This window comes from Massilia suwonensis, assembly GCF_042655665.1.
GTDB lineage: Bacteria > Pseudomonadota > Gammaproteobacteria > Burkholderiales > Burkholderiaceae_D > Telluria > Telluria suwonensis.
This window is the reverse complement of record NZ_JBHSMR010000008.1, coordinates 559,550-586,446: the sequence shown is the minus strand read 5'-3', so window position 1 is coordinate 586,446 and position 26,897 is coordinate 559,550. Positions and strand designations below refer to the sequence as shown.

General features: G+C 65.9%; 19 protein-coding genes, 3 tRNA genes and 1 pseudogene. 8 read left to right on the top strand and 15 right to left on the bottom strand.

Annotation, left to right across the window (positions count from 1 at the left end; all coding sequences use genetic code 11):
- The 4 genes and pseudogenes from ACFPQ5_RS06170 to ACFPQ5_RS06155 all read right to left on the bottom strand — a co-directional run.
- Positions 1 to 66 (bottom strand): annotated as a pseudogene (locus tag ACFPQ5_RS06170) (GTP-binding protein); the annotation flags it as partial.
- 77 nt (positions 67 to 143) lie between these two features.
- Positions 144 to 218, bottom strand: a tRNA-Thr gene (locus ACFPQ5_RS06165).
- Positions 219 to 256: 38 nt separating this feature from the next.
- A tRNA-Gly gene (locus ACFPQ5_RS06160) sits at positions 257 to 330 on the bottom strand.
- A gap of 38 nt (positions 331 to 368) precedes the next feature.
- Positions 369 to 453: transfer RNA gene (locus ACFPQ5_RS06155), tRNA-Tyr, on the bottom strand.
- Positions 454 to 661: 208 nt separating this feature from the next.
- On the opposite strand from ACFPQ5_RS06155, the gene ACFPQ5_RS06150 reads away from it, so the two are divergent.
- Positions 662 to 3,922 carry an EAL domain-containing protein gene (locus ACFPQ5_RS06150; RefSeq protein ID WP_379752388.1) on the top strand — a complete coding sequence of 1,087 codons (3,261 nt, stop codon included), beginning with the start codon at positions 662 to 664 and terminating at the stop codon, positions 3,920 to 3,922.
- On the opposite strand, the gene ACFPQ5_RS06145 is transcribed toward ACFPQ5_RS06150, so the two are convergent.
- The 4 genes from ACFPQ5_RS06145 to ACFPQ5_RS06130 all read right to left on the bottom strand — a co-directional run bounded on the left by ACFPQ5_RS06145 (position 3,885) and on the right by ACFPQ5_RS06130 (position 9,409).
- Positions 3,885 to 5,429 (bottom strand): HDOD domain-containing protein, encoded by a 1,545-nt coding sequence (locus ACFPQ5_RS06145; protein WP_379752387.1) that lies wholly within the window; start codon positions 5,427 to 5,429, stop codon positions 3,885 to 3,887. The genes ACFPQ5_RS06150 and ACFPQ5_RS06145 overlap by 38 nt on opposite strands.
- Positions 5,430 to 5,444: 15 nt before the next feature.
- Entirely contained in the window at positions 5,445 to 7,064 is a 1,620-nt protein-coding gene (locus tag ACFPQ5_RS06140) for a response regulator (RefSeq protein ID WP_379752386.1), read from the bottom strand.
- A gap of 167 nt (positions 7,065 to 7,231) precedes the next feature.
- Positions 7,232 to 8,155 carry a J domain-containing protein gene (locus tag ACFPQ5_RS06135; protein ID WP_379752385.1) on the bottom strand — a complete coding sequence of 308 codons (924 nt, stop codon included), beginning with the start codon at positions 8,153 to 8,155 and terminating at the stop codon, positions 7,232 to 7,234.
- Between the two features lie 105 nt (positions 8,156 to 8,260).
- Positions 8,261 to 9,409 (bottom strand): class I SAM-dependent methyltransferase, encoded by a 1,149-nt coding sequence (locus tag ACFPQ5_RS06130; protein ID WP_379752384.1) that lies wholly within the window; start codon positions 9,407 to 9,409, stop codon positions 8,261 to 8,263.
- 56 nt (positions 9,410 to 9,465) lie between these two features.
- Between ACFPQ5_RS06130 and ACFPQ5_RS06125 the strand changes: the two genes are divergently transcribed.
- Genes ACFPQ5_RS06125 through ttcA form a run of 3 tightly spaced genes read left to right on the top strand, consistent with a single transcriptional unit; the run spans position 9,466 to position 11,576 of the window.
- The gene (locus tag ACFPQ5_RS06125) at positions 9,466 to 10,245 is read left to right on the top strand and encodes an SDR family oxidoreductase (RefSeq protein WP_379752383.1); all 780 of its coding nucleotides are present in this window, start codon (positions 9,466 to 9,468) and stop codon (positions 10,243 to 10,245) included.
- Between the two features lie 18 nt (positions 10,246 to 10,263).
- Positions 10,264 to 10,662: a dihydroneopterin aldolase gene (locus ACFPQ5_RS06120; RefSeq protein ID WP_379752382.1), complete on the top strand. Its 399-nt coding sequence runs from the start codon at positions 10,264 to 10,266 to the stop codon at positions 10,660 to 10,662.
- Complete coding sequence (gene ttcA / locus ACFPQ5_RS06115) at positions 10,659 to 11,576, top strand: tRNA 2-thiocytidine(32) synthetase TtcA (RefSeq protein ID WP_379752381.1); 918 nt, start codon at positions 10,659 to 10,661, stop codon at positions 11,574 to 11,576. Before ACFPQ5_RS06120 ends, ttcA begins: the two co-directional genes overlap by 4 nt.
- 57 nt (positions 11,577 to 11,633) lie before the next feature.
- Here ttcA and ACFPQ5_RS06110 read toward each other — a convergent pair whose 3' ends face one another.
- Together ACFPQ5_RS06110 and ACFPQ5_RS06105 are read right to left on the bottom strand one after the other, a co-directional pair.
- Positions 11,634 to 12,143 (bottom strand): GNAT family N-acetyltransferase, encoded by a 510-nt coding sequence (locus tag ACFPQ5_RS06110; protein ID WP_379752380.1) that lies wholly within the window; start codon positions 12,141 to 12,143, stop codon positions 11,634 to 11,636.
- Positions 12,144 to 12,159: 16 nt separating this feature from the next.
- Positions 12,160 to 13,386: a YbfB/YjiJ family MFS transporter gene (locus ACFPQ5_RS06105; protein ID WP_379752379.1), complete on the bottom strand. Its 1,227-nt coding sequence runs from the start codon at positions 13,384 to 13,386 to the stop codon at positions 12,160 to 12,162.
- A gap of 85 nt (positions 13,387 to 13,471) precedes the next feature.
- Here ACFPQ5_RS06105 and ACFPQ5_RS06100 point away from each other — a divergent pair, with 85 nt between their 5' ends.
- A complete protein-coding gene (locus ACFPQ5_RS06100; protein ID WP_379752378.1) occupies positions 13,472 to 13,990 on the top strand; it encodes a SixA phosphatase family protein in 519 nt (172 codons plus the stop codon).
- On the opposite strand, the gene ACFPQ5_RS06095 is transcribed toward ACFPQ5_RS06100, so the two are convergent.
- On the bottom strand, positions 13,987 to 16,080 hold the full coding sequence (locus ACFPQ5_RS06095; protein ID WP_379752377.1) for a TonB-dependent receptor plug domain-containing protein: 2,094 nt from the start codon (positions 16,078 to 16,080) through the stop codon (positions 13,987 to 13,989). The genes ACFPQ5_RS06100 and ACFPQ5_RS06095 overlap by 4 nt on opposite strands.
- A gap of 146 nt (positions 16,081 to 16,226) precedes the next feature.
- Here ACFPQ5_RS06095 and ACFPQ5_RS06090 point away from each other — a divergent pair, with 146 nt between their 5' ends.
- Positions 16,227 to 17,333, top strand: a complete 1,107-nt coding sequence (locus ACFPQ5_RS06090) for a sensor histidine kinase (protein WP_379752376.1) — start codon at positions 16,227 to 16,229, stop codon at positions 17,331 to 17,333.
- A gap of 5 nt (positions 17,334 to 17,338) precedes the next feature.
- Complete coding sequence (locus ACFPQ5_RS06085) at positions 17,339 to 18,091, top strand: LytR/AlgR family response regulator transcription factor (protein WP_379752375.1); 753 nt, start codon at positions 17,339 to 17,341, stop codon at positions 18,089 to 18,091.
- A 153-nt stretch (positions 18,092 to 18,244) separates the two neighbouring features.
- On the opposite strand, the gene ACFPQ5_RS06080 is transcribed toward ACFPQ5_RS06085, so the two are convergent.
- The 3 genes from ACFPQ5_RS06080 to ACFPQ5_RS06070 all read right to left on the bottom strand — a co-directional run bounded on the left by ACFPQ5_RS06080 (position 18,245) and on the right by ACFPQ5_RS06070 (position 25,440).
- Positions 18,245 to 20,005 carry a M14 family metallopeptidase gene (locus tag ACFPQ5_RS06080; RefSeq protein WP_379752374.1) on the bottom strand — a complete coding sequence of 587 codons (1,761 nt, stop codon included), beginning with the start codon at positions 20,003 to 20,005 and terminating at the stop codon, positions 18,245 to 18,247.
- A 120-nt stretch (positions 20,006 to 20,125) separates the two neighbouring features.
- The gene (locus tag ACFPQ5_RS06075) at positions 20,126 to 21,709 is read right to left on the bottom strand and encodes a S41 family peptidase (RefSeq protein WP_379752373.1); all 1,584 of its coding nucleotides are present in this window, start codon (positions 21,707 to 21,709) and stop codon (positions 20,126 to 20,128) included.
- A 170-nt stretch (positions 21,710 to 21,879) separates the two neighbouring features.
- On the bottom strand, positions 21,880 to 25,440 hold the full coding sequence (locus tag ACFPQ5_RS06070) for an indolepyruvate ferredoxin oxidoreductase family protein (RefSeq protein ID WP_379752372.1): 3,561 nt from the start codon (positions 25,438 to 25,440) through the stop codon (positions 21,880 to 21,882).
- Between the two features lie 182 nt (positions 25,441 to 25,622).
- On the opposite strand from ACFPQ5_RS06070, the gene ACFPQ5_RS06065 reads away from it, so the two are divergent.
- Positions 25,623 to 26,135, top strand: coding sequence for an Lrp/AsnC family transcriptional regulator (locus ACFPQ5_RS06065; protein WP_056342738.1), 513 nt, complete (start codon positions 25,623 to 25,625; stop codon positions 26,133 to 26,135).
- Between the two features lie 66 nt (positions 26,136 to 26,201).
- On the opposite strand, the gene ACFPQ5_RS06060 is transcribed toward ACFPQ5_RS06065, so the two are convergent.
- Positions 26,202 to 26,864 carry a GNAT family N-acetyltransferase gene (locus tag ACFPQ5_RS06060; RefSeq protein ID WP_379752371.1) on the bottom strand — a complete coding sequence of 221 codons (663 nt, stop codon included), beginning with the start codon at positions 26,862 to 26,864 and terminating at the stop codon, positions 26,202 to 26,204.
- Between the last annotated feature and the right edge of the window lie 33 nt (positions 26,865 to 26,897).

Sequence of the window (26,897 nt, the reverse complement as noted above, 5' to 3'; positions counted from 1 at the left end):
GTCAACGTGACCGATGGTGCCGACGTTGACGTGCGGCTTGGTCCGTTCGAATTTACCTTTTGCCATTTGAGACTCCTAACGATATTTTGAGAATTACCAGGCACACCTGACGGACGAGTACAGCGCACTGCCGTTCTAAATTCTGGTGCCCTTGACGTGGATTGAACACGTGGCCTCTCCCTTACCAAGGGAGTGCTCTACCACTGAGCTACAAGGGCTTATTTGTTTGCACCGCACAGACTGCAGCACAATTTACTGGAGCGGGTGAAGGGAATCGAACCCTCGTCGTAAGCTTGGAAGGCTTCTGCTCTACCATTGAGCTACACCCGCGAGGAACAACTTCAATTCGACTTCACGAACTCTTCATTTGGTGGTGGGGGCTGGATTCGAACCAGCGTACTCAGAGAGGGCAGATTTACAGTCTGCTGCCTTTAACCACTCGGCCACCCCACCGCGAAGAACCGCAGAGTATGAAGCAAGCTCAACATGCTGTCAACTATTTTTGCCATCCTTACAGGCTTGGCTCAATAGCAGCGTTGCTTCGGGGCGTGATTGTAACCGTTCGGGGTAAGAAACTGCAAGGCTCTTTTTTCACGAGGAGTGCGCTACCTGACCCGCCGGTGCTGTACTGTATGCACTAGGCATGTAAATACTTTTGCACATGGACAGCAAGGCGCCCCACTACCCCCGTTGGAGCTGGCCGCAGATCCTCGTTGCCGGCGTCACGATCATCGCGTTTTTTATTGCCATGCGGCTGATCAACAATTGGCTTGCTTTGCCGGCCGGTTATGCCTTGCCCCTGTTTCCTCCTGCCGGGATCGCCCTTGCGATGACCACTGCCGGCGGCATGCGCGTGCTACCTGCGGTGGCCCTCGGCGCCTTCGTGTATGCGTTTCCCTTACATCAAGGCAATCAGGCGCTATCGGAGGCCGGCACCTGGATCGCGATTTTCGCCGGTACCCTTGGCGCTACTTTGCAGGCATGGCTGGGAGGGCACCAGTTCCGCCGCCATATGCGTCCGGCGATCGATTCGGGTCACGACGTCATTGCCTTCTTTCTGCTGACTCCGCTCGTCTGCCTCACCAGTGCCACGATATCGGTCCCGGTCCTGTTTGCGCTGGGTGCCTTCGACGAGGTCGCGCAGTTGCGCTTCTGGTTCGCCTGGTGGGCGGGCGACACGCTCGGCGTGCTGCTGGCCGCGCCGCTATGCTGGATCGTGTGCGGCGCGCCGCGCCGGCTGTGGCGGCGGCGTGCGCCGCTGGTGGCGCTACCGCTGCTGGTTGCCAGCAGCGCCGTGGTGATCATCTACCGGCTGTCGCTCGGCTGGGAGCACGACCAGCACCTGCAACCCTACCGGCTGAAAGCCCAGCAGACGGCCGACGTGCTGCAGGCCGAATTCAACGAGCACGTGCGTTTCGTCGGCACTTTCGCCCGCACCCTCGCCGACACCGAGCACATCCTGGCGCGCGACAAGTTCCTGCGCATCGCCGGCGGCTACGCCGACGGCCGCCCCGAGATCCAGGGCATCAACTGGGGCGTACCCGTCACGCACGCCGAGCGCGCCGGTTTCGAAGACTGGGTGCAGCGCACGGTCGACCCGGCCTTCAAGGGCATCGCCGACATGGACGAGGCGGGCGGACTGGTGACGGCGAACGAGCGCGAGCGCTACCTGCCAGTGCTCTACCTGTGGCCACCTACAAACAACTTCATCCGCGGCGTCGACTTCCTGGCCGCCCCCGGACGCGCAGCCGTCGCCGCACGCGCGATGGGTTCGCGCGCGCCGGTCGCCTCCGAACCGTTCACCCTGCTGACCACGCGCGACCTGGGCATCAGCCTGCTGCGCGCCGTCGGCGAGGGAGAAGGACCGCCGGCCGGGGTCGTGATTTTCGTGCTGAACGCCAAGGGCTTGCTGGAGCAGGCGATCGCGCGCTCGGGCTTCGATGGTTTCAATGCAGCGCTGGTCGACGTCACCGACGGCGCGGCGCTGCCGGTGGCCGGCTCCCTGGGCCAGTGGAAACGCGACGATTACCAGGTCGGCCTGAAATTTGCCGGACGCAGCTACCAGCTGAGCTTCCGGCCGACTGCGGCCTACATGGAAACCGAGACCGGCGCCGTCAGCTGGATGGTGCTCTCGGCCGGCCTCCTGATGACGGGGATGCTGGGTGCGCTGATGCTGCTCATCAGCGGCGAGCGCGCCGTGATCGAGGAGCAGGTGGCCGACCGCACTGCGCGCCTGCGCGACCGCGAAGCGCGCCTCGAGGCCATCCTCGACAACGCGGCCGACGCCATCGTCACCGTCGACGCGCACGGCGTGCTGGTGTCGAGCAATGCCGCCACCGCGCGCCTGTTCGGCTACCCGCCGCCGCACCTGGACGGGCTGTCCTTCAGCGCGCTGGTGCCCAAGGCCGGCGGCGCGGCGGACGATGCCGGCGCCGAGCTGGCGCGCCTGGCCACGGCGCCGCCCGAGGATTGCGTGCTCGAGGGCCGCAATGCGCGCGGCGAGGCCGTGCCGCTGTCGATCTCGGTGGCGCCCGTGCTGATGGGACGCGAAGCCTTCTTTGTCTGCATCCTGCGCGACCTGAGCGAGCAGCAGCGCGCGCAGGAACGTATCTACCGGCTGGCCCACCACGACGCCCTCACCGGACTGGAAAACCGCTTTGCCCTGAACGTGCGCCTCGAGCAGCAACTGGCCAGCGCGCGCCGCCATGGCGAACCGGCGGCCGTGCTGTTCATCGACCTCGACCATTTTAAAAAGATCAACGATTCGCTCGGTCACGCGGCCGGCGACAAGCTGCTGGTCGGCGCCGCCGAACGCATGAAGGATTTATTGCGCGAAGTGGACACACTTGCCCGCTTGGGCGGCGACGAATTCATCATCGTGCTGGCCGGCCCGCTGACGCCCGACAGCGTCACCAGCGTCGCGGTGCGCGTGGTCGAATCGCTGTCGCAGCCGTATCAACTCAATGGCGCCACCGCGCACAGCGGCTGCAGCGTGGGCGTGGCCCTGTTCCCGGACGATGGCGAAGACGCCGCCACCCTGATCCGCCACGCCGACATGGCGATGTACGCGGCCAAGCGCGAGGGGCGCGGCAACTTCCAGTTCTTCTCGCCCGAGATGAACGCGGCCACCCACGAGCACCTGCTGCTGGAAAACCGCATGTGGGGCGCGCTGAATGCCGAGGGTTTCGAGCTTTATTTGCAGGCCCAGGTCGAACTCGACACCGGACGCGTGATCGGCGCCGAAGTGCTGCTGCGCTGGCACGACCAGGAACTGGGCAGCGTGGAGCCGAGCCGCTTCATTCCCGTGGCCGAGGAAAGCGGCATGATCGTGCCGCTCGGCGACTGGGTGCTGGGCCAGACCATGGCCCTGCTCGCCCAATGGCAGCGCGAGGGCCTGGAAGACCTGCGCCTGGCCGTGAACCTGTCGGCGCGCCAGTTCTCGGGCTCGACCCTGCTGGCGCGGCTCGATGAACTGGTGGCGCAGCACGGGATCGATCCGTCGCAGCTGGAACTGGAGATCACGGAAACGGCGGCGATGCGCGATCCGGAAGCGACGCGCCAGCTGCTGCGCCAGCTGCGCACGCGCGGTTTCAAACTCGCGATCGACGACTTCGGCACCGGCTATTCGTCGCTGGCTTATCTAAAACTGTTTGCGATCGACCGCATCAAGATCGACCGCGGTTTTGTGCAGGACATCGAGCATAATCCGAACGATGCGGTGATCGTCGCCGCCACCATCGGCCTGGCCCACTCACTGGGCCTGACCGTGGTGGCCGAAGGGGTCGAGACCGAGGCCCAGTGGGGCTTCCTGCGCGACAAGCAGGGCGACGAAGCGCAAGGCTATTTGTTCGCGCGGCCGATGCCGGCGCGCGAGTTCCGCGAATTCATCCGGCGGCAAGCGCAGCCAGTACCTGACGCTTGAGGGCGCGGATCATCGCCGTCTCGTCGGGCGGCACGCCTTCGGGCGCGGGCTGCGCGCGGTCGGCATAGAAAAAGCCCAGCTGCGCCTTGCCCACCACGAGCGGCAGCACGATGAAACTTTTCGCGTCGGGCAGCAGCGTACGGTGCCAGGACGGCAGCAATTCGCGGATCTTCGGGCTGGCTGCATCCGAGATCATCAGGTCGGCATCGTTCTCCATCGCCAGCAGGAACAGGTCGCGCCCGCCGCCGGCCGGCACCGGGAAGGCGAAGCCGGCTTGCACGCGCGCCTGGTCGGCGCCGAAAGAGACGCGCGCGCGGTACTGCCCTGCGCGCGCATCCTTCAAACAGACCGTGGCGAACCTGAAACCGAGCGCGCGGTACAGGGTCTCGAGCACGGCCAGGATCACGTCATTGACGCGCGCGCTGCCGCCGGCGCGCAATTGCGTCACGTCCTGCACGCCGGCCAGCAGCAGCTCGCGCGCGTTCTTCGGCTTGCCGCTCGGGTGGGTGCCCTCTTCCTCCTCGCCGGCGTCGAGCGTGGCCAGCATCAGCACGTCGGGCAGGCCGTCGCCGCTGTCCGGCGCTTCCTTCGGCAGCGGCTGCAGGTTCATGCTCTCCAACAGGCCCTGCATGCCTTCGGCCACGTTGACGAACAGGCGTTCCAGCGCGGCCGCATCGAGTTCGAACGCGGCGCCGTAGCGCGCCAGCAGCGCGCGTGCTTCCGGCGTGCCGGCGGGGGCGCCGCTCTTGCCCAGCAGGCGCGCCACGTCCAGGCTGAACGAGGCCACCTGGCGCATCCATTCGCCGCGGCTGGCCGCCGCTTTCAAAGAGCCCGGCGGCAGCGCCGCCTGGGCGCGCACGATCAGGTCCGGGATCTTCCACTCGGCCAGCACGGCCGCCGACAGGGTGTCGTAGCTGCAGCCGAGGATCATCTGCGAAGCCTGTGCCGGCGTGTGCTTGCCGCCCGCCGTCAGCTGGTTGATCTCGCGGTAGCGCGCGTGTTCGTGCGAGGCCACCAGCAAGGCGCCCAGGTTCTTGAAGAGCGCGCCGATCGCTGCTTCTTCCGCTCCCTGGTAGTGCGACAGCCTGGCCATCTCGCGTCCGACCAGGCTGGCGCACAGGGACGCTTCCAGTTCGACGCGCACGCTGCCGGCATGGGCGCCGTTGTCGAGGGTGTCGACCAGCAGCATCGCCAGCGCCGTGGTTTTCACGTTGTCGAAGCCGAGCAGCGCGATCGCGCGCGAGACCGTGGTGACGGCCGTGCCGGAGATCGTGCGGTAGCGGATCGTGTTCGACAGGCGCAGGATGCGCTGGGTCAGCGCCACGTCGGAGAGGACGAAATAGGCGAGATCGTGCGTGCCCGGCTCGTCGGAATCGGCCAGCTCGATCACGCGCGCGATCGAACCGCCAAGGGCGAACATCTCTTCGTCGCCGTTCACTTTTTGCATCAATGCCGCGCGCACGCGGCGGGTCGCGCCTTCGTCGGGCGGCTGGACTGCTTCAACCATGGGGGATATCCGGGATTATTTATTCGATTTCTTGTACTTCTTGAGCACCGTCTGGTGCAGCGCCGTGAGCGCGGCCAGCTTCGGATTGCGCGGATCGAGCCGGCGCACGGCAGCCATCTGCGCCAGCGCCTGCTGGCCGAGCTTGTCGTCCCAGCCGGTGTGCTCGAGACAGCGCAGCAGCGCCAGCGCGGCGTTGAAGGCGACCTGCGGGTTGCCCGGCATGCGCTGCGCCGCTTCCTGCATCAGGGTGACAGCGCCCGCGTAATCTCCCCCGCGGGCGCGCTCGGCGCCGCCGGCGACCAGGTCGACCACGTGCTGGCGCGTTTCCTGGGCCAGCGTGGTGCCGAGTTCCGCGTGGCCGGCCTGGGCCATCACGCTCATGGCGCGGTCCATGGCGCTGGCGTCGGCCGCATTGCGCATGACGTCGCGCACCAGACCTGTCGCCCCTTCGGCCATGTCGTGCGCCAGGCAACTGCGCGCCAGTTCCAGTTTCAGATCGGCCGACATGGCGGGCAGGTCGCGGCTGGCGGCCAGCGCCGCGTCGAGCGATTGCAGCAGGCGCTCCTCGTTGCCCGTGTATTCATGCAGCAGTGCCGAGGAGATCGCGCTGCAGGCGTCGGCATGGGCCTTGCCGCCCATCGAGCGGTCGAGGTCGCGGATGACGGAGGCGGCCGCCACCGGATCGCCCTTGCGGACCAGGGTGCGCACCAGTTTGACGTGGTCTTCGGGATCGCGAAATTCCGAATACTTCGCCTTCGCCACCACCTGCTTTAACACCTTCTCGGCGGTCTCGTCGTCGCCCGCCTCGAAAGCGACTTCGCCCAGGGTGCGCAGGCGGCGCACGGCATGCGGCGAGACTGCCACCGCGGCGCCCAGCACCTGCTGCGATTTCTCCAGCTCTCCCATCGCCGTGTGGGTGCGCGCCAGCCAGTCATAGGCGTCGACGAAATTCGTGTTGGTCTGCACCAGTTCCGTCAGCAGGCTGCCGGCTTCCTCGTACTCCTCGCGCAGGTACAGGGTTTTCGCCAGGCCCAGCCGCGCCCAGGCGATGGCCTTGCTCTCGGCCAGCTGGCGGTAGATCGGCTCGGCCAGGTGCGCTTCGCCCAGGAACAGGTGCAGTTCGGCGCGCAGGCGCAGGAAGTCGACCGCGTAGCGCGGGTGCCTTTGCTCTCCCTCCAGGCAGGCTTCGATCGCCTCGTGCTGGGCGCCCGCTTCCATCAGGCGGTACACGGGCAGGAAGACATTTCTCTTTTCGAGGGCGCGCGCGATGCGTTCGAGCAAGCGGTCGGCCGTAAACGGTTTCAGGATGTAGTCGGTGGGGGCCAGTTCGGCGGCGCTGACCACTTTGCCGTAGTCGCCTTCGGCGGTGACCATGAAAAACATCGTCGCCAGCGACACCAGTTTGTGGTGGCGCAGGTCTTCGAGCAGCTGCTGGCCGTCCTGGCCGCCTTCCAGGTCGTATTCGCACAGCACCAGGTCGAAGCTGCGCAGGGTCAGTTGTTTGACGGCTTGATTGGCGCTGCTGGCATGCTCGATGCGAGTCAGGCCGCACATGTTCAGCATGCTGTGGATGTTCGCCCGCATGCCCGAATGGGGCTCGATGAGCAGGGCAGTGAGGCCGTCTAATTCGTTCATGGCGATTTCCGTTCGGGCCGCGGCAAGTTGCGGCTACGCTGGCCGCTGCCGGACGAGTATATTACGGCAGAGGAACAAATTAGCTGAATTGAGGAGTGACTTGCGGAAAACGTGCTTGCAGGTGGGAAAAAGCAACAGTTGGTGAGAATTGGCGCGGCTGGGGGCGCTTAAAAGCCCGCGGCGGCGCGCCTTGCCGCACGATTCTTGCACTCGGCATGAGCGGTATTGCTCACCACGTTCTGGTAGCGCACCTCGTACTTGCCCGCCGCCAGGCCGTCGATGGTCAGCGTGCCATTGCCCAGCACATAGGCGTGGCGCACGTTGGAACGGCGTTCGAGGTCCCAGATCTTGACGAACACAGGATTGGCATTGGCGCTGTTGTCGACCACGACCGTCATCTCGCGGCCGCTGTTGCCCGTCGGGTAGCCGGGGATGTAGCCGGATTGATCGGGCCAGGGTTCGCCGTTCGGCGCGGTAGGGGTGGCCAGGTCGGTATCGCATTCGGGCTGGCGCGCCGGTACCACCAGCTGGGTCACGGCCAAGGCTTTGACGACTGCCGGCGGGGTCTTGGCGCCGGCCGGCATGACCCAGGCGTCCGGGTCCAGCGCGGGAACCGAGGTCACCGGCGCCACGGGTGCGGCTTCCGGTTTGCCGTTGAAGGCCAGCGCCGACGGCAGCAGGCGCGGCTGCTGCACCAATAACAAGGCGCAGGCGGCGCCCAGCGCCACGCCGCCCAGCAGGCCGATCCACCAGCGCGGTTCACGCAGCAGGCGGCGCCGGTTACGCGCCGGTGGCGGCGATTCCCAGTTCTCGCCACGGGTGCGCGGCGCTTCTTCTCCGCTGCTCTCGAGCCACTCGACTTCCCATTCCTCGGCCGCGATCCATTCGTCGTGCTCCTTGCGGCGCACGGGATCGGAGAGGATGTTGTAGGCGGTGTTGACGATCGCCATGATGCGGGCGGCCTTTTCGTCGCCCTGGTTCTTGTCGGGATGGTATTTCTGGCTGAGCGCTTTATAGGCCGCACGCACGACTTCCTGCGGCGCGCCGCGCGCCACCTTCAGGTTGTCGTAATGGGTGTGGATCTTGGCCATGGTCAGTAGTGCCGCGTGCAGGTTCTCGTTAGCGTTCCAGCCGGTTCCTGGCGCCCAACCGAGACAGCATAGCCGGGTTTGTATCCCCAGTGCAAGTTATCAATGTTACAAGCGATGGCTGCGATCGGCCCGCACGATTGCATCCGGCAGCTCGACGTCCTTGCCCACGACGAGCACCTTGAACAATTCGCCCATTTCGCTCGGCGCCACCAGTTTATGAACCGCCTTCGACTGTGGCAAATAAAGCACGGCATCCTCGGGATCGGTGCGCATCAAGAGCTCGCCGATGCCGCAGGCCAGCAGGAAACCGGATTGATTCGTATAGGCCAGTACCTCCAGCCCGGCATCCTGGGCCGCCAGCGCCATCGCCGTGAAATCGACGTGGGCCGTGATGTCCTGCAGGCCCGGCAGGAAGAAGGGTTCCGGATGCGAATGGTGGCGGTAATGGCACATCAGGGTGCCGCCTGTTCTCTGGTCGACGTAGAACTCGTGGGCCGGGAAACCGTAGTCGAGCAGGATCGCCGCGCCCTTCCCGCCCTCGAACATGGCGGCCAGCGAGCCCATGAAGCCGCAGGCAACCGGATGCAGTTCGGAGAGATAGCCTTCCGGCAGGGACTCGGCGTCGGGAATCTGGCGCGCCAGCTGATTCGCCAGCGCCGCATCGAGCTCGGCCTGCACATAGGCGAAGCGGCCCTCCTCGACCGTCACCATCTGGCGGCGCCAGCCCGAGTCCGTCTTGATCACCAGCTCGACCGGCATCGCGTCCAGCACTTCGTTGGCCAGCACCACGCCTTGATAGGCTTCCGGGAAACCATCGCGCCACTCGACCTGCGGGAAATCTTTCAAGGCCTCCTGCTGGCGCGCACGCAGTTCGCCGGACAGTTCGATGATGGTGTAGCGCTCGACCTGCACACCTTCTTCGGCCAGCGCGGTGAGCACATCACGCGCCAGCTTGCCGGTGCCGGCGCCGAATTCGATGATGTTGGGCGCGCTTTGGGCGATAATAGCGGCTGCCGCGCGCGCCAGCGCCTGCCCGAACAGGGGAGAAATCTCGGGCGCGGTCGTAAAATCGCCGCTGGCCCCCAACTTGGCCGCACCGCCGCTGTAGTAGCCGAGCCGGGGCGCATACAGCGCCAGCTCCATGAAACGCGAAAAGGGAATGGCGCCGCCCGCCTCTTGTATAGCGGCGGCAATTTCCTGTTGCAGGGCGTGGGACGCGGCCAGCGCGTCGCTGTCGGGAAGGGGCAGGGACATCCCGGCATTGTAGCCAGATCGGCACGGATCAACAATTTCAGCCACTCGCCTAGACCATGACGTACATCACGCCAACTGCAAGCCAGCAGGTCGCGCTCGTGACCGGCGCCGGACGCCGCCTCGGCCGCGCCATCGCCCTCGGGCTGGCCGCCGCCGGCTGGGACATCGCCGTCCACTACCGCCACTCCGAGCAGGAAGCGATGGAGACGGCGGACGCGATCCGCGCGCTCGGCCGCCACGCCGCGCTGCTGCCCTGCGACCTGGCGGACGAGGCGGCCGTACGCGCGCTGCCGGGACGCGCCGCCGCAGCCCTGGGCCGCGTGACTTGCATCGTCAACAACGCTTCGTTGTTCGAATACGACAGCGCCACCACGTTTTCGCCCGGTCTGCTCACGGCGCACATGAACACCAACCTGGCCGCGCCCCTGCTGCTGGCGCAGGCTTTACATGCGGCGACGCCGGAAACCAGCCAGGCGGTGGTCATCAACCTGCTGGACCAGAAACTGTACAATCTCAACCCGGATTTTTTGTCGTACACGCTGTCGAAAGCGGCGCTCGATGCCGCGACCACCATGCTGGCGCAGGCGCTGGCGCCGCAGGTGCGCATCGTCGGCGTGGCGCCCGGCATCACCATGGTGTCGGGCGACCAGAGCGAAGAGGGTTTCAGCAAGGCGCACACCGTGACGCCGCTGGGACGCTCCTCGACCCCGCAGGATATTGCCGACGCCGTCGTGTACGCGGCATCGGCGCGCGCGCTCACCGGCACGACGCTGGTGGTCGACGGCGGCCAGCACCTGGTGCCGCTGGCGCGCGACGTGATGTTCCTTACCAAATAATTTATTAAGGTCTTTCCTATGCTGTCCGCCCTCACCCACCCGAGCTTGCGCGATTGCCGCCGGCTGTTCCTGCGCAATTACGAAGTGATGATCAACATCGGCGTGCACGATTTCGAGAAGAAGGGCGAGCAGCGCGTCCTGATCAACGTCGACCTGTACATCCCGCTGGCGCAATCGACTCCGAAGGCCGACCAGCTCGATGAAGTCGTCGACTACGATTTCATGCGCGAGACCATCGCCCAGCGCATGGCGCAAGGCCACGTGCATTTGCAGGAAACCCTGTGCGACGACGTCGTGCGCGCCATGCTGGCCCACCCGCGCGTGCGCGCCGCGCGCGTCTCGACGATGAAGCCGGACGTGTATCCCGATTGCGAAGGCGTCGGCGTGGAAGTATTTCAGATCAAGGATGAAGCATGAGCGCAGTACTGAACGACAGCGTGGAACTCGACGCCAAGAAGGCGGAAAAAATCGCGCACGAGAACAACAAGCTGCATAAGCGCCTGTGCCGCCTCGTCGGCCAGGCGATCGGCGATTTTAATATGATCGAAGACGGCGACAAGGTGATGGTCTGCCTGTCCGGCGGCAAGGACAGCTACGCCCTGCTCGACATCCTCATGACCCTGCGCGAGCGCGCGCCGATCCACTTCGACATCGTCGCCGTCAACCTGGACCAGAAGCAGCCGAATTTTCCTGCAGAGGTGCTGCCGGCCTACCTGGACAAACTGGGCGTGCCTTACCACATCGAAAACCAGGACACGTATTCGATCGTCAAGCGCCTGATCCCGGAAGGGAAGACCACGTGTTCCCTGTGCTCGCGCCTGCGCCGCGGCATCCTGTACCGCGTCGCCGATGAACTGGGCTGCAACAAGATCGCCCTCGGCCACCACCGCGACGACATCCTCGAGACCTTCTTCCTGAATATGTTCTTCGGCGGGAAGCTGAAAGGCATGCCTGCCAAGCTGGTGTCGGACGACGGCAAGCACATGGTGATCCGCCCGCTGGCCTACGTGAAGGAAGCGGATACCGAGCGCTATGCGGAAGTCAAAGGCTTCCCGATCATTCCGTGCGACCTGTGCGGCTCGCAGGAAAACCTGCAGAGGAAGCAGATCAAGGCCATGCTGCGCGACTGGGAAAAGAAGCATCCGGGCCGCGTGGAGAACGTGTTCTCGTCGCTGTCGACCGTGGTGCCGTCGCACCTGCAGGACCGCAACCTGTTCGGCTTCGTCGACCTCAAGACCGATGGCATCGCCAATCCGAACGGCGACATCGCTTTCGATGAGGAGCCATGCTCGACGCCGATTACCAACACGATTTCGCTGACGCAGCTGTAAATCGTTCGGGCCTCATCGAAAAGGCAGCGTTGCGACGCTGCTTTTTTTCGTCCGCCGTCAGGCCAGCGTCATGCCGAACAGCTGCAGCTCGCGCGTGCTGTCCGGTGCCTCGAAGCTGCGCTCGAAGCGCAGTCCCAGTTTTTCGAGCAGGCGGATCGAGGCCTCGTTCTCAGGGACGACGGTAGCGACCAGACGCTTCAAACCCAACGCACGCGCATGCGCCAGCACGCCCTGCGCCGCCTCGAAGGCATAGCCCTGGCCGCCATACTCGGGCAGGAAGGCGTAGCCGATGTCGACGTCGTCGAGGAAGTCGCGCTTGGCCAGGCCGCACAGGCCGATCGGACAGGCGTCCGCCTTGCGTTCGACGAGGTAGAAGCCGAAGCCGAGACGGGCCACCATCGCCATCGGCCCGTTGACGATGTGCTCGCGCGCGCCGTCGACGGTGCGGATGCCGCGGTCGCCGATGAAACGGTGCCAGGCGGGGTCGTTGAGCAGGCCGAGCATGAATGCGGCGTCGTCCGGCGTCAGGTGGCGTACGCGCAGGCGTTCGGTTTGCAGGACGATCATCGATGGCTCCAAAGCGTTAAACAAGGGCGCGCTGGCGCGACGCCAGCAGCGCCCCGACGAACAATGCCAGCGCGGAAAACACCAGCCCGCGCTGCAGGCCGCCGGGGCCGTCGGCGATCCAGCCGATGGTCGATGGGCCGACGATCTGGCCCAGCGCGAACACGGTGGTGAACGCGCTGATGCCGGCCGACCAGGCGTGCTGCGGCAGGTTGTGGCGCACCAGGGCGGTGGTCGAGGCCACCACCGACAGGAAGATCCCGCCGAACAGCAGGCCCGAGACGAACATCAATGCGGGTGCAGCCGTCAGCGCCGGCAGGATGGTCGCCACGCCGAGCAGGGCATTCAGGATCGCCATCGCCCGCCCGCCCTTGAAGCGGTCGAGCATGCGGGCCCAGATACGCGAGGAGGCCATCACGGCCAGGCCCAGCATGGCGTAGAACAGGGTGATGGTGCCGCCCGCCATCCCCTGCTCTTTCAGCAAGGCGATCACGAAGGTCATGTAGCCGATATAGCCGACCCCGAACATCAGGTAGCCCGCCAGCCCGAAGGCGAAGGGAGACAGACGGAAGCCGCCCTGAGAGTTCGCTTGGGACGGCGCGCCATCGACTTGTCGCGCCGGCGGGATCATCGCCAGCGTCGCCAGCAGGCACAGTGCCGCCAGCGCGATCCAGGCCCATTGCCAGGCGTGCGCGGCGCCGTGCGTAGCGGCGGCATCCATCGCCACGGGCACCAGCAGGGACGAGGCGACGATGCCCAGGCCCGTGCCGCCATAATAAATCCCGAGCAGCAGGCCGGCGCGCTCCGGATGCAGCAGGCCGAGCCGGGCCGCCAGCAGGCCGCCGGAAATGAAGATGAAGGCGCTGGCGATGCCGGCCAGGACGCGCTGGCCGATCAGCACCTGGGCATCGGTCACGAAGCCGGAGAGCAGCATGAACAGGCTGGCCAGCACGGCGCCGCCGACCAGGGCCGCCTGCGCGCCGTAACGCCGCATCAGGGCGGGGGTGGCCAGGGCGCCGAGAAAGTAGCCGAGGGCGTTCCCGGTATTCATGGCGCCGGACAGGAAGTAGGACCAGTCAAGGTCGGCGCGCATGGGCGGCAACAGCAGCGCATAGGAAAAGCGCGTCAGCCCCAGCGAGACGGCGGCGCCGAGCGACAGGGCAAAGGCCGTCAGGAAGGGCCGCCGCGCGGCTAGCGAGGCTGGCCCGGGCGAGGTGTTCGGTGCGCTGTTCGCATGGCTGCTCATGCTGTGATTGTAGATTCAAAACACGGCCCGTCGGCATTTTTCGGTGGCAGTATTACAATCGATCCAATCCAATAAAGGACATCCCATGCCCCTGCTGCCACGCCTGCTGACCGTCTTTGCGCTTTCTCTCTCCATGATCTCGCCCTCGATCGCCTTCGCTGCCCCAAGCATGGTCTATCTCGTGCGCCATGGCGAGAAGACGCCTGACGAAAAGGACCCAGCGCTGACGGCGCAAGGACGGCAGCGCGCGCAGAACATCGCGACCCTGCTGAGTAAAACCGGCATCGCCCACGTCTTCAGCACACCGACGAATCGCACGCGCCAGACCGCGCAGCCGCTGGCGCAGGCGAGCGGCTTGCCGGTACAGGAATACGATCCGCGCGCGCCGCGGGCGCTGGTCGAGAAAGTCAAGGCGCTGAATGGACCGGTGCTCGTCGTCGGCCATTCGAACACCTTATCGGAACTCGTGCGCCTGTTCGGCGGCCAGCCCGGAACTGAGATCGCCGACAACGAATACGACCGCGTGTACCAGCTGATTCCCGGCCCGGACGGGGTGACGACGGTGCTGTTCACCTCCGTGCCGCCGACCGGTGCCGCGCCTTAAAGCGCGCGCTCCAGGCCCACGCGCAGGCTGGCCATGCCGTCCCAGGCCAGTGACCGTGTGACGACGCTGCCGTCAGCAGCGCGATAGACGGTGCCGCCGCGCTGCTTGCGGCCCAGGGCATTCGCCACGCTCGCGCGCAGGCGCCACTGGTGATCGAGCTTGCGCGTCCAGTAGAAGTCGAGCGACGCCGTCCGGCCCAGCCAGGTGGTGACGCCGTCGACCGAGCGGCTGGTGGACGCGCCACGGATATTCAGGTTCGCTCCCGCGTTCCAGCTGCCGGCGCCACGGTAGTCGGCGCCGAGGTTCGCGGTGAACGGCACTTGCTCGGCCAGGGTATTGTCGGGACCGGGCACATTGCGCACGCGCGACCAGTTGCGGGCCGCGTTCAGGCGCAGCTCGAATACCGCGGCGCCAATCTTCACCGGCGCCTTCAGGTCGAACTCGACGCCGGCCAGGTCGGCGTCGCCATTGTTGACCGGACGCGCGACCCAGCTGCCGCCGTCGCGGTACAGCTGCCGGGTCGTCACGTCGCTCACGCGCTTGGCATAGCCGGACAGCGCGGCCGTGCCCTCTTTCCCGAGCGGGTGCTCGTAGGCGAGGTCCAGGCCCCAGCTCAACTCCGGGCGCAGGTCCGGGTTGCCCTCGAAGTCCGGATTGGCCGGGCCGTTGTTGTTGTTGATGGTATAGCGGCGCGGGACCAGGTTACCCGTCAGGGGCGCTTTATAGGTACGCGCCAGCGCCAGGCGCAGCTGCTGCCTGGCGGGCAGCTTCCATAGCAGCTGCAGGATCGGGCTGGCCACGCTGCTGCTGGTCGCCACGCGCGCCAGGTCGGCGCCGTCGGTGCCCGTGCGCAGGCCTTCCCAGCGCAGGCCCGCATAGCCTTCGACCTGCTCGGAGATGCTCCACTCGTCCTGCGCGAACAAGGCCAGGCGCTCGACCCGCGCCGTGTAGTCCTGCAGGCGCTGCGCCGCGTTCGGGACGCCGTCGATCGAATCGAACTGGTTGCGGTGTTCGCCGCGCGTGGTGCGGCTCGCATCCCAGCCGAGCCCCAGGCTGTGCGCCGCGCCGAGCGGCATCAGGTACTTGCCGTTCAGGCTCGCGCTGCGCTCGTCCGCGCCAGAGGCCACGGCGCGCGCCAGCCCCAATACGCCATCCGGGCGCGTACCGAGGAACAGGTAATCGCCGCGGCGCCGGCTGGCATCGACCACGCCCTTGACGCTCAGCTTGCCGGCGCCTGTAAAACGGTGCGCCCAGGCGAGGTCGCTGCGCAGGTTGGCCGTGTGCGAACGCATGCCGGCGGCGCTGTCGGGATAGGCCGTCGGCGCGCCCAGCAGCGTCTCTTCGTCTTCGCGCAGCGCGTTCTGCGTGCGTACCAGGCCAAGCAGCGTGTTCCAGCCCAACGTGTCGCCATTCTCGAAGGTCCAGTTCAGGCGCGGGGTGAGGTTCAGGCGCGTGTTGCGGGCAAGGCCGGTCTCGGTAAGGCGGCGTGCAAAATCGGCCACGCCCGCCCCTTCGGTCGTCTCCTCGGTCAGCACGCGGTCGATGCGCACGCTGCGCTCGAGCGCAGCACCAAGCGACCAGGCCAGCTTGCCGCGCTTGCCGCTCCACTGGGTCGAGACCGAGGGACTCCACTGCCCGCGTTGGTAGCCGCTGGCGAGCTTGTCTTCGCGCCCGCTCGCGCTGCGCTTGCGCAGGACGATGTTGATGGTGCCGGCCACCGCCTGCGCGCTGCGGTCGGCCGTCGGACTGCGCGCGATCTCGATGCGCTCGACCAGTTCGGGTGCAATCGCATCGATCGTGAAACCCTGGGGAACCGGCTCGCCGTCGACCAGGATCTGGGTATAGCCCGTACCGAGGCCGCGCATGCGCACTTCAACGCCGACGACCGAGATGCCGCTCTGGCGCTTGAGCACATCGGCCAGGTTGCCGTCGCCGTAGGCCGCGATCTCGGCGCGCCCGACCACCTTGCCGGCAGCAGCTGCATCGGGCTGTTGCGCCTTGCCGTGCACCTCGACCCGGGCCGGCGGCCCCTCCTGGGCGCAAGCATACGGCAAGGGAGACAGCAGGAGCAGCAAAGGCAGGCGTTTCATGACGGGCGCGTTCGGATTCGGAAGCAGCGATTCTAGGGCCGCCACCCTCTGTCGCGCCAGCCCTGTGACGAAAGTCCGCCGCGCTGTGACGAGCGTCGTCGCCTCCTCGTTTTTACCCGTTCGGGCGCTGCTATACTCGGCGCACCATGCACCTGCCAGCACTCAAGACCGCGCGCATCATCCTGACCCACGTCGCCTTCTGGACGGCGCTGTGCATCGCCGGTGCGCTCGGCGTCTACACCGACCGCATCGGCTTCGGCCGTCCGGCTCCCTTCACCACCATCCTGCTCGAATGGTGGATCGGCCACGTGCCGGTGATGGCCCTCAGTAGCACCCTGAGCCTGGTGCTGGTGCGCCATCCGACCCTGTTCACCGAGCGCCGCACTGTGATCCGCACCTACGCTGGCCTGGTGCTGCTGTTCCTGCCCGTCGAATGGTTCTTCCTCAGCTGCGCCGACGTGCTGCTGCGCGGGGAAGTGCTGACACTGACGTCCGGCTGGATCGAGCTGACGAAGATGAACAAGATGACCTGGTTTACCGAGACCGCCTGGATGACCGGCACTTTTGTCGCCATGGTCGCCATCGGCAACCAGCGCGAAGCACGGGCACGCAGCGAAGCCTTCGCCAGGGCGCAGGCGGAAAACCTGAACCTGTACCTGGCGCTGGAACAGCAGCGCATGCTGGCCCTGCGCGCCCAGCTCGAGCCGCATTTCATCTTCAACGCCCTGAACGCGATCAGCGCCCTGGTACGCGCCGGCGACAAGGCCGACGCCCTGGCCGGCATCGGCCGCCTGTCCGACCTGCTGCGCTACGCCCTGGCCGCCACCCAGCGCGAACGCGCCACCATCGAAGAGGAACTCGGCTTCGTGCGCGACTATCTCGCGTTGCAGCGCCTGCGCTATGGCGAACGCCTGCGCATCCGCATCGACGGCGACGACGAGCAGGTAAGGCAGGGAGAGTGCCCGCCCCTGCTGCTGCAGCCGCTGATCGAGAACGCCCTGCGCCACGACCTCGATTGCCACGACGGTCCCGGCGATATCCGTCTCTCGTTCGAACGCACCGCCGACGAACTGCTGATCCGCGTGATGAATCCGGTAAGCGAGTGGAGTTCGCCGAATCCCGGAACGGGTCTCGGCCTGTCGAACACGCGGGCGCGCCTGGCGCTGCTCGACGCGCGCGCCAGCCTGCGCACCGGGCGCGAGGACGGCCGCTTCACGGCCGAGATCAGCCTGCCGCTGGCGCTGCAGGACTGACGGCCGTGGGAATTTGCTACGCCATTGTCGACGACGAGGAGCCGGGCCGCACCAATCTGCGCCTGGCGATGGAGGCTCACCCGGACTGGTGTCTGGCCTTCGAATGCGACAGCGCGGTGCGCGCGCGCGAAGCCTTGAGCGCGCACCGCATCGACCTGCTGTTCTTGGACATCCAGATGCCGCGCGAGTCGGGTTTGCAGCTGGCGCGCGAACTGGCGCAGCAGTCCGAACCGCCATTAATCGTGTTCGTCACCGCCCACAGCGCGCATGCGATCGAGGCCTTCGAGGTCCACGCGCTCGACTATCTTTTGAAACCGCTGGACGATGCGCGCCTGGCGCAGGCGCTGGAACGCGCCCGCCTGCTGCTGGCGGGACGCCAGCGTGGCGCCTACGGGCGCGCCCTGCGTGCCTACGCCGACGGGCCGGCCTACCTGGAGCAGATCGGCGTACGCTCCGTGGGACGGATCGACCAGGTGCAGGTGGCCGACATCCTGTGGTGCGAGGCGCAGGGGAATTATGTGGCGCTGCATACGGCGTCGACTACGCCGCTGCACCGGGTGGCGCTGAGCCGGCTGGAGGCGCACCTGGATCCGGCGCGGTTTTTACGGGTGCACCGCGGCGCCATCGTGCGGCGCGACCAGGCAGTGGGTTTGAGCGTGGTGGGGGATGGGAGTTATCTGCTGCGTCTGCGCTGCGGGGCCGAGGTGGCGGTGAGCGAGCGGTATGTGGGGGCGGTGCGGGAGTTGCTGGGAGCGTGACGGTACGAGTACGCATCGGTTCCGTACCGCGTGGGCATGCCCACCCTACGGTGCACCACCGTCCGCGGCTGATGCGTAACGTAGGGTGGGCATGCCCACGCGAATCACCGTCCGCGTCCACGCGGCGTCACCGACGACGCCGCTCAATTAGCGTTATGGCGCGACGTTCGTGCGCATCACCGGATACAAATTCAAACGCTCATCCCACGACGCATGCCGGCGCGCGAAGAATTCGAGACGCGCGTGTGCATTCTTCGCGAACGCCGGATCGCTCTCGACGCGGCGCTTGAATTCCGCGGCGACGGCCGGGTCGGCCGCCATCTGCTCGCGCGCGACTTCTTCGGCCACGTACTCTTCCATGTACTCCTTCGGCTCGAAGGCATTGTTGAACATGCCCCAGGCCAGCAGCGAGTCCGGCGCCTGCGGTTCCAGCATCGCCATCACCAGGCGCGCCTTCGGCTGGGCGATCGGCACGAACAGCGCGCCCTTGCCGACGCTGCGCGGCTCAAGCTTCCAGCTGCCTTCCACAGTCAAGCGCTGGTGCGATTCGAAGGATTTCGCGCCGAAGCTCGCCTTGTCGGCGCGGAAGGTCTCGGTGTCGACACGGTCGAGTGCCTTGTCCAGCGTGCGGAAGGCGATAGCGTGCTGCTTCAGCTTCGCGGCCACCATGGCGGCGTGGGCGGCGGGCACGATGTAGCCGGCGCGCGGCGCCGCCACTTCGAGGTCGGCCACGACCTCGTCGCGCAGCGGCACGCGCCAGACCTGCGGCTTGTTTTCGTCGTAGCGCGTCATCAGGATGCCCGAGACGTCAGATGGGGTGCGCGTGTATTCGTAACCGTTGAAATCGACCAGCTTCGATTTCTCGAGCGTTTTATACGTCAGCGCGACCGGCGTGCCGGCCAGGCGCGCGGCGCGGGCATCGGCCGCGGCGGCGGCCACCTGCCACGCCTTGCCGTGTTGTGCGACCTGCTCCAGCACCGAGATCACGCTGTTGTGGGTGATGCGCACGCGGGTCGGGTAATCCTTCCACGAGTGGGTCTCGACCAGCATCGCCATGCGGTTACGCAGCGGGAAGTAGCCGGTCGAGAAGCGCGGGTCGGAGACGCTGTCGACAAAACCCGATTGCGGATCGTCGGTCTTGGCAAAGGACATGTAATAGGACTGCGGCGTCGAGCCCTGCTTCGTGATGTCGGCGATCACATTGTCGCGCAGCGCCAGGCCGGCCTTGCGGAAGTCCGGATCGGCCGAGTTGACGGGTTCGACCTGGATCGACACGTCGTGCTGGAACTTGGCGCCGTCGGTCACGTGCAGGTCGACATAGGTCAGCGGATCCCAGGCGTTCACCAGCGCCAGCATGGCCTGCATTTCGGGCGCGTCGGCCTTCACGTAGTCGCGGTTCAGATTGAAATTCTGGGCCGTGGTGCGCCAGCCCATCTCGACCGGGCCGCGCTGGTTCGGGCGGTTCCACTGCTGGAAGCGTTCGTGGCCGTCGACGTTGAACACGGGCACAAAGACCAGCACCTGCTTGTCCAGCGCGCCCTTGGCCAGGCGCCCTTCCAGCATTTCGCGCAGCGCCAGGAAGCCGGCATCCTTGCCGTCGATCTCGCCGGCGTGGATGCCGCCCTGGATCAGGGTGACCGGCAAGCCCTTCTTGCTTGCTGCCTGCGGCGTGAAGGCGCCGCTACGGGTCGCGATCAGCGCCAGCATCGGGCGGTCTTCCGGGGTGCGGCCGAACTCGACGCACTTCACCTCTTTCGGATAGGCCTTGGCAAAGGCTGCGCACAGTTTGACCACTTCGTCGTAGCGGCCCGTGGCCTGGAAGCCGGAGCGTTCGGAGACGGTCGTCAGGTCGGGAGCGGCGGCATGGGAGAGGGGGGCGGCCAGCAGGGCAAGCAGTAACGCAGAACGAATCATCGGTGAAGCTCCGGCAGAGTGAGAGGGAGAGGCAAAGCGGAAAATTATAGTCGGTTTGTCCCCCGCGACAGGGCAAAAAAAAGCGCCACCCGCAGGTGGCGCTTCGCGTGACAGGCCGCCTTATCGTGACCGGTAATGGATCGCGATCTGCGACGCGCGCGGCCGCACCTGGGCCGGCACCGCAATCGCCATCGCCTGGGCCGAGGTGCGGGCCGGGCAGATGCCGGTGGCGCGGTAGCTGAGCGCGCCCGCCAGCAGTGCCTCGCTGGTGTCGCCCAGCTCGTGATCCAGGTCGTCGGCCACGCTGCAGGTCGGCGTGAAGCCGTTGGCGAAGTCGCCGAAACCTTTCGCGTTCACGCCCTTGAACTCGACCGAGAAATAGGTCGTGCCGCAGTTCGGCACCGGCGTGAAGCCGTAGGGCTTGCCGCAGGTGGTGGCGCCGATCACGTTCACTTCCACGTTCACGCCGCGCAGGCCGTTGATCAGCGCTTCGCTGGCCGAGCAGGTGCCCGAGGTGGTGAGGACGGTGACGCGGCTCAGGCCCAGGTACGGCAGGGTCGTGCCCTCCGCCACCGTGCCTGCGCCGGCGGAGAAGCCGACGGCCTTGTCGCTGAAGCGGATGATCTGCGGCGTTTGCGCGGCTTCGATCTTGTCGTTGTACTGCAGGCGCTCGAACACCTGGCCCTGGGTGGCCGGTCCGGCGATCATATAGGCCAGTTCGCTGGCGATGTGCAGCAGGCCGCCGCCGTTGTAGCGCAGGTCCACCACCAGGTCGTTGACGCCGGCCGCCTTCAGGGTCGTGATCGAATCGATCAGCTGGCGCTCGGCTACGGCGTTATGGTTCTCGAAGCTGAGGTAGCCGACCTTGCCGGTCGGGGTGTCGATGACCTTCGTGTACTTCACCGATAGCGCCGCCACTTCCTGCGCCTGCATCGTCACCGCGACCGTTTCAATGCCGCGTTTCAGGGTGAAGCTGTGCGAAGTGCCGGCGCCCGAAGGGAACAAGCCGGCATTGATCTTGTCGACCGTGGCGGCGTCGCTGCCGTTGACGAAGTCGGCGCCGTCGATCGTGAGCAGCTGGTCGCCGCGGCGCAGGCCGGCGGCGGCTGCCGGCGAACCCGGTTCGACGAGCGCGACGCGCCAGGTGCGCGGTGCGGTCGCGCTGCCGCTGCTCCAGGTCACGCCATATCCCAGCTCGATGCCGGAATTGGTCAGCTTGTCCCACTCGGCCGTCGGATAGGTGAAGTGGTACATGTCCTTGTCGCGCGGGGACATCAGCCTGTCGAAGTAGTCGACCGGATTGGTGAAATCGGCCATGCGGAAGTCGGTCGGGATTTCGTTGTACCAGAGGTAGTACTGGTTCGACCAGGCGCGCAGGAAGGTCAGCTCGTCGCGCAGCGTGCCCTGCTTGTCCGGATACGGCTTGCCGGTATAGGGATCGATGCCGGTGCGCGGCTTGGCGCACAGGTTCCAGTAGGTATCGAAGGCGTCGCCCAGGGTGGCGAGGTCAGGATCGGCCGCGGCATTGCCGGTGCCGGCGCCTGTACCCGTATTCGGCGTGGTGGTCGATGGCGGATTACTGACCGTACCAGGATTACCGCCGCCACCGCCGCAAGCGGCAAGCGTCAGGGCGGCCGCGAGGCAGGTGGACAGCAGGCGCAGCGTGGCGGTCAGGCGACCGGTGGAGGAAGTTGGCGATGTCATGAGCAGTGTCTGTCAGGCGAGTTCGTCAAGAAAGCTTAGGACAAGCGTGCCGATCCGGAAAGCTCGCACGCTTGAATCGTCCATTTTATGGAGCATTTTTTGATTCCGTAAAGCAAAAACGCCAGGACTGGCCTAAACCAGTCCTGGCGCAACAACAGTTTTGCGGACAATCAGGCTGCGCGCGTGACGCCGGCCGAGTTGTGGAAGGCCGACAACAGCTGGGCTTCCTTGGCCTTGGCAGAGGCCAGGTGGCGTTCCTTCACGTGGCCATAGCCGCGGATGTCTTCCGGGATGCTGGCGATCGCCACGGCTTGCGCCAGGTTCTCGCTCGACAGCTTCGGCAGCAGCGCCGTCACGGTGTCGCGGTACTGGCCAATCAGGGCGCGCTCGGTCTTGCGCTCGGCCGTGTAGCCGAACACGTCGAACGGAGTGCCGCGCAGGCCCTTGAGTTTCGCCAGCACGCCGAAGGCGCTCATCATCCACGGACCGTATTCCTTTTTCAGCGCGCGGCCTTCCTTGTCGTGCTTGGCCAGCAGCGGCGGCGCCAGATGGAATTTAATCTTGATGTCGCCTTCGAACATGCCCGCGATCTTTTCTTTAAAGGCAGGATCGGTGTGAAGGCGCGCGACTTCGTACTCGTCCTTGTAAGCCATCAGCTTGTAGAAGTAGCGGGCCACGGCTTCGGTCAGACGCGTCGATTTCCCCAGCTTTGCTTCCTCGGCACGGACCTGGTCGACGAAAGCCTTGTATTGCGCGGCGTAGCCGGCGTTCTGGTAAGCCGTCAGGAGTTCGACGCGGCGATTCACCAGCTCGTCCAGCGTCTGGGCGCGCTTGAATTCCACGACCTTGGCCGGGGTGGTCAGCTTCTTCACCGACGCCAGGTCGTGCGCGGCGCTACGGCCCCAATTAAACGCGGCTTTGTTGAAGGGCACCGAGACGCCATTCAGCTCGATCGCCTTCATGAGCGAGCTTTCCAGCAGCGGCACGTGGCCCTTCTGGAAGGCGTAGCCGAGCATGAACATATTGGTCGCGATCGCGTCGCCCATCAGGGCCGTCGCCATTTGGCCGGCATCGACGAAATCGACGTTGTCCGCACCGCAGGCCTGCAGGATGGCGCCGCGCGAACCTTCGGCCGGGAACTGCCAGTCCGGATTTTTCACGAAGGCGGCGGTGGTGGAGCCGGTCGCGTTGACGGCGGCCCAGGTGCGGCCTTCGCCCATGCGGCTCAGCGCATCGCGGGCGGCGGTGACGATCTGGTCGCAGCCGATCACCAGGTCGGCGCTGCCGGTGCCGACGCGGGTCGAGTGCAGGTCCGACTGGCGTTGCGCCAGGCGCACGTGCGACATCACGGGACCGCCCTTCTGGGCCAGGCCGCTCTGATCGAGCACGATCGCCCCTTTACCCTCGACGTGGGCCGCCATCGCCAGGATCTGGCCGACGGTGACGACGCCGGTGCCGCCGACGCCGGCGACCAGGATGCCGAACGGGCTGTCGATCGCCGGGATGGCCGGCGCAGGCAGGCTTGGGAGCGCGTTATCGGTCCCGACAGCCGCCTTCTTCGGCTTTTTCAGGCCGCCGCCTTCGACCGTCACGAAGGACGGGCAGAAACCGGAGACGCAGGAGAAATCCTTGTTGCAGGAGGACTGGTTGATCTGGCGCTTGCGGCCCAGTTCCGTCTCCAGCGGCTCGACCGACAGGCAGTTCGACTGCACCGAGCAGTCGCCGCAGCCTTCGCAGACAGCTTCGTTGATGACGGCGCGTTTCGCCGGGTCGGGGAACTCGCCCTTCTTGCGGCGGCGGCGTTTCTCGGAGGCGCAGGTCTGGTCGTAGATCACGGCCGACACACCCGGCATCTCGCGCAATTCCTTTTGCACGTCCATCAGTTCGGAACGGTGACGCACGGTCACGCCCTCGGCCCAGGCGTAGTCGCTCGGGTATTTTTCCGGCTCGTCGGTGACGACGATGATCGGACGCACGCCTTCGGCCGCGATCTGGCGCGTGATCATGCCCGGATCGAGCGGACCGTCGACGTTCTGGCCGCCGGTCATGGCGACCGCGTCGTTGTAGAGAATCTTGTAGGTGATGTTCACCTTGGCGGCGACCGCCGCGCGGATCGCCAGGATGCCCGAGTGGAAGTAGGTGCCGTCGCCCAGGTTCACGAACACGTGCTTTTCGCTGGTGAACGGAGATTGGCCGATCCAGGTCGTGCCTTCGGCGCCCATGTGGGTAAACGTGGAGGTCTCGCGGTCCATCCACAGCACCATGTAGTGGCAGCCGATGCCGGCCATGGCGCGCGAGCCTTCCGGCACCTTGGTCGACGAGTTGTGCGGGCAGCCCGAGCAGAAGTACGGGATGCGGTCGGTTTCCGGATTGGCTTTCGCGGGAATCGCTTTCAGCACCAGCTCTTTCGCTTCCAGGAAGGCGATGCGCTCCTTGACGCGCTGCTCGACCGGATGGCCGGCGCAGTAGTGCGAGATGCGCGAGGCGATGGCGCGCGCGATCTGCGCCGGGTTCAATTCATAGGTCGCCGGCAGCAGCCAGTCGCCGTGGCCCTTGCGGTCCTTGTTGCTCCACTCGCCCGTGTCGTCGAACTTGCCGACCACGCGCGGACGCTCGCCGTCCGGCAGGTTGTACAGCGCTTCCTTCAGCGCGTATTCCATCACTTGCCGCTTTTCTTCGACCACCAGGATCTCGTCGAGGCCGCGCGCAAATTCGTGCACGCCTTCCGACTCGAGCGGCCAGGTCATGCCGATCTTGTACAGGCGGATGCCGATGTCGCTTGCTGCCTGCTCGTCGATGCCGAGGTCGGCCAGCGCCTGGCGCGTGTCGACATAGCTTTTACCGGCGGTGATGATGCCGATTTTCGGCTGCGGACTGTCCCAGATGATCTGGTTCAGTTTATTGGCGCGCGCATAGGCCAGGGCCGCATACCATTTATGGTTGTTCATGCGGACTTCCTGGTCCAGTACGGCGTCCGGCCAGCGGATGTTCAGGCCACCCTCGGGCACTTCGAAGTCGGTCGGGATGATAGGCTGGACGCGGTCCGGGTCGAGGTCGACCACGGCGCCCGACTCGATCACGTCGGTGACGCACTTCATCGACACCCACAGGCCCGTGTAGCGGCTCATCGCCCAGGCGTGCAGGCCGTAGTCGATGTATTCCTGCACCGACGAGGGATACAGCACCGGAATGCCGCAGGCGGTCAGGATGTGATCCGACTGGTGCGCGGTCGACGAGGATTTGGCTGCATGGTCGTCGCCGGCCAGCACAAGCACGCCGCCGTGCTTCGCGCTGCCGGCGTTGTTACCGTGCTTAAAGACGTCGCCGCAGCGGTCCACGCCCGGGCCCTTGCCGTACCACATGGCGAAGACGCCGTCGTAATTGGCGTCCTTGTACAGGTTCGTTTGCTGGGTGCCCCAGACGGCGGTCGCCGCCAGGTCTTCGTTCATGCCCGGGTGGAACTTGACGTGGTGCGCGTCCAGGTGTTTTTTCGCCTTCATCGCGGTCTGGTCGACGGCGGTGACCGGCGAGCCGCGGTAGCCGGTGATGTAGCCGGCGGTGTTCAGGCCATTTTTGAGGTCGCGCTCGCGCTGCAGCATCGGCAGGCGGATCAGCGCTTGCGTGCCGGTCATGAAGGCGCGGCCGCGCTCGAGCGTCCACTTGTCGTCGAGCGTGATGTCGTGTCCAGGCTCCGATGGCTGAAGCTGGGAACGGTCCAGGGGTGCGTTCATTGGGTGTCTCCGTAGGGGTGGATCGGCGCGTTTGTTGTTTTTGTTGGCGCCGCGACGGAGAGGTCTCCTCCGTAATGGGCGTCAGTATAGTCTTCCGGGCCCGGCATAAAATACCAATCAATTCCCCCCGCCGTGCCCATTGCGCAATAAAATTGCGGCTGTGCTGAGTAGAAGGGGAATTTATGTCAAAGATCGAATTGGACAAGACCGACCGCAAGATCCTCGAGATCCTGCAGGCCGATGGCCGCCTGTCGAACCAGGATGTGGCCGAACGCGTCAACCTGTCGCCCTCCCCCTGCCTGCGGCGCATCAAGCGCCTCGAGGAAGCGGGGGTGATCCGCCAGTACGTGGCCCTGGTCGACCCGGACAAGATCGGTCTCGGCCTGCTGGCCTATGTGAATGTGCGCCTGGAAAAGCACAGCGAAGGTCCCGCCAATTCGCGCGTGCCGGCCACGTCGCCGCGCTTCGAGTTCGCGCAGGCGGTGGCAGCCTGGCCGGAAGTGGTGGCCTGCTATGCGATGACGGGAGAGATGGATTTCCTGCTGCGCGTGCACGTGGAAGACATGGACCACTTTTCGCGCTTCATGATGGCGACGCTGCTGCGTCATCCGTCGGTGCTGGATGTGAAGTCGAGTTTTGCGCTGCAGAGAATTAAAGAGACGACGGCGCTGCCGATTGGGGATGCGGGACGCTGACCCGTAGGGTGGGCGCTCCGTGCGCACCGCCGTAAATGGTGGGCACGGAGCGCCCACCCTACGGATCTATTCCCGTTTTTTCGGTAAAAACCACTTCATCGCAGCGCGGGCGTTGGCTTTCACCGTGTAATCGATCACCGCGAACTGCTCTTCCAGCGCTTCTCGCATCACGCTGCCGGGGCTCGGCGGCGGCAGGTGCAAATACGCATCCGCTTCGCCGTATTCCCGCTTGATCTCCATCCCCGCCTTTTTCGCAATGTGCATCATCGTGCGGTTGCTCGACAGGCACTGCATATATAAGGTGTCGATGTCGTTGTTGCGGCAGTGGATGGCGGCGCGTTCGAACAGGCGCGAGCCGACGCCCTGCCCGCGCGCCGATTTCGAGACCGAGACGCCGAATTCGGCCACGCGCAGCTTGTCGGTCTTGGCGGCGCGGCCCGGCTCGGGCGGCGCAAACGCCAGGTGGCCGACGCCGACCAGCTGAAAGCCGCGGCTCACGACGCCAAACACGATGTCGCGCTTGAAATCGATCTTGTCGACATAGGCGTGCACCTGCTCGTCGGGCAGCACGGTGCCGAAGCGCAGCAGGCGGTCGGCCTCGTCCAGCGCCAGGAAATGCTTCAGCATGCGCCGGCGGTCGCGCTTGCCCAGCGCCTTGACCAGCACCGCAGGATGCGCGCTGGTGCCGGCCAGGCTGGCCAACCAGTTCTTGATCGAATTGTCACGCATGAAGGGATTGTCCGTTTTGTGCACTGCACCATC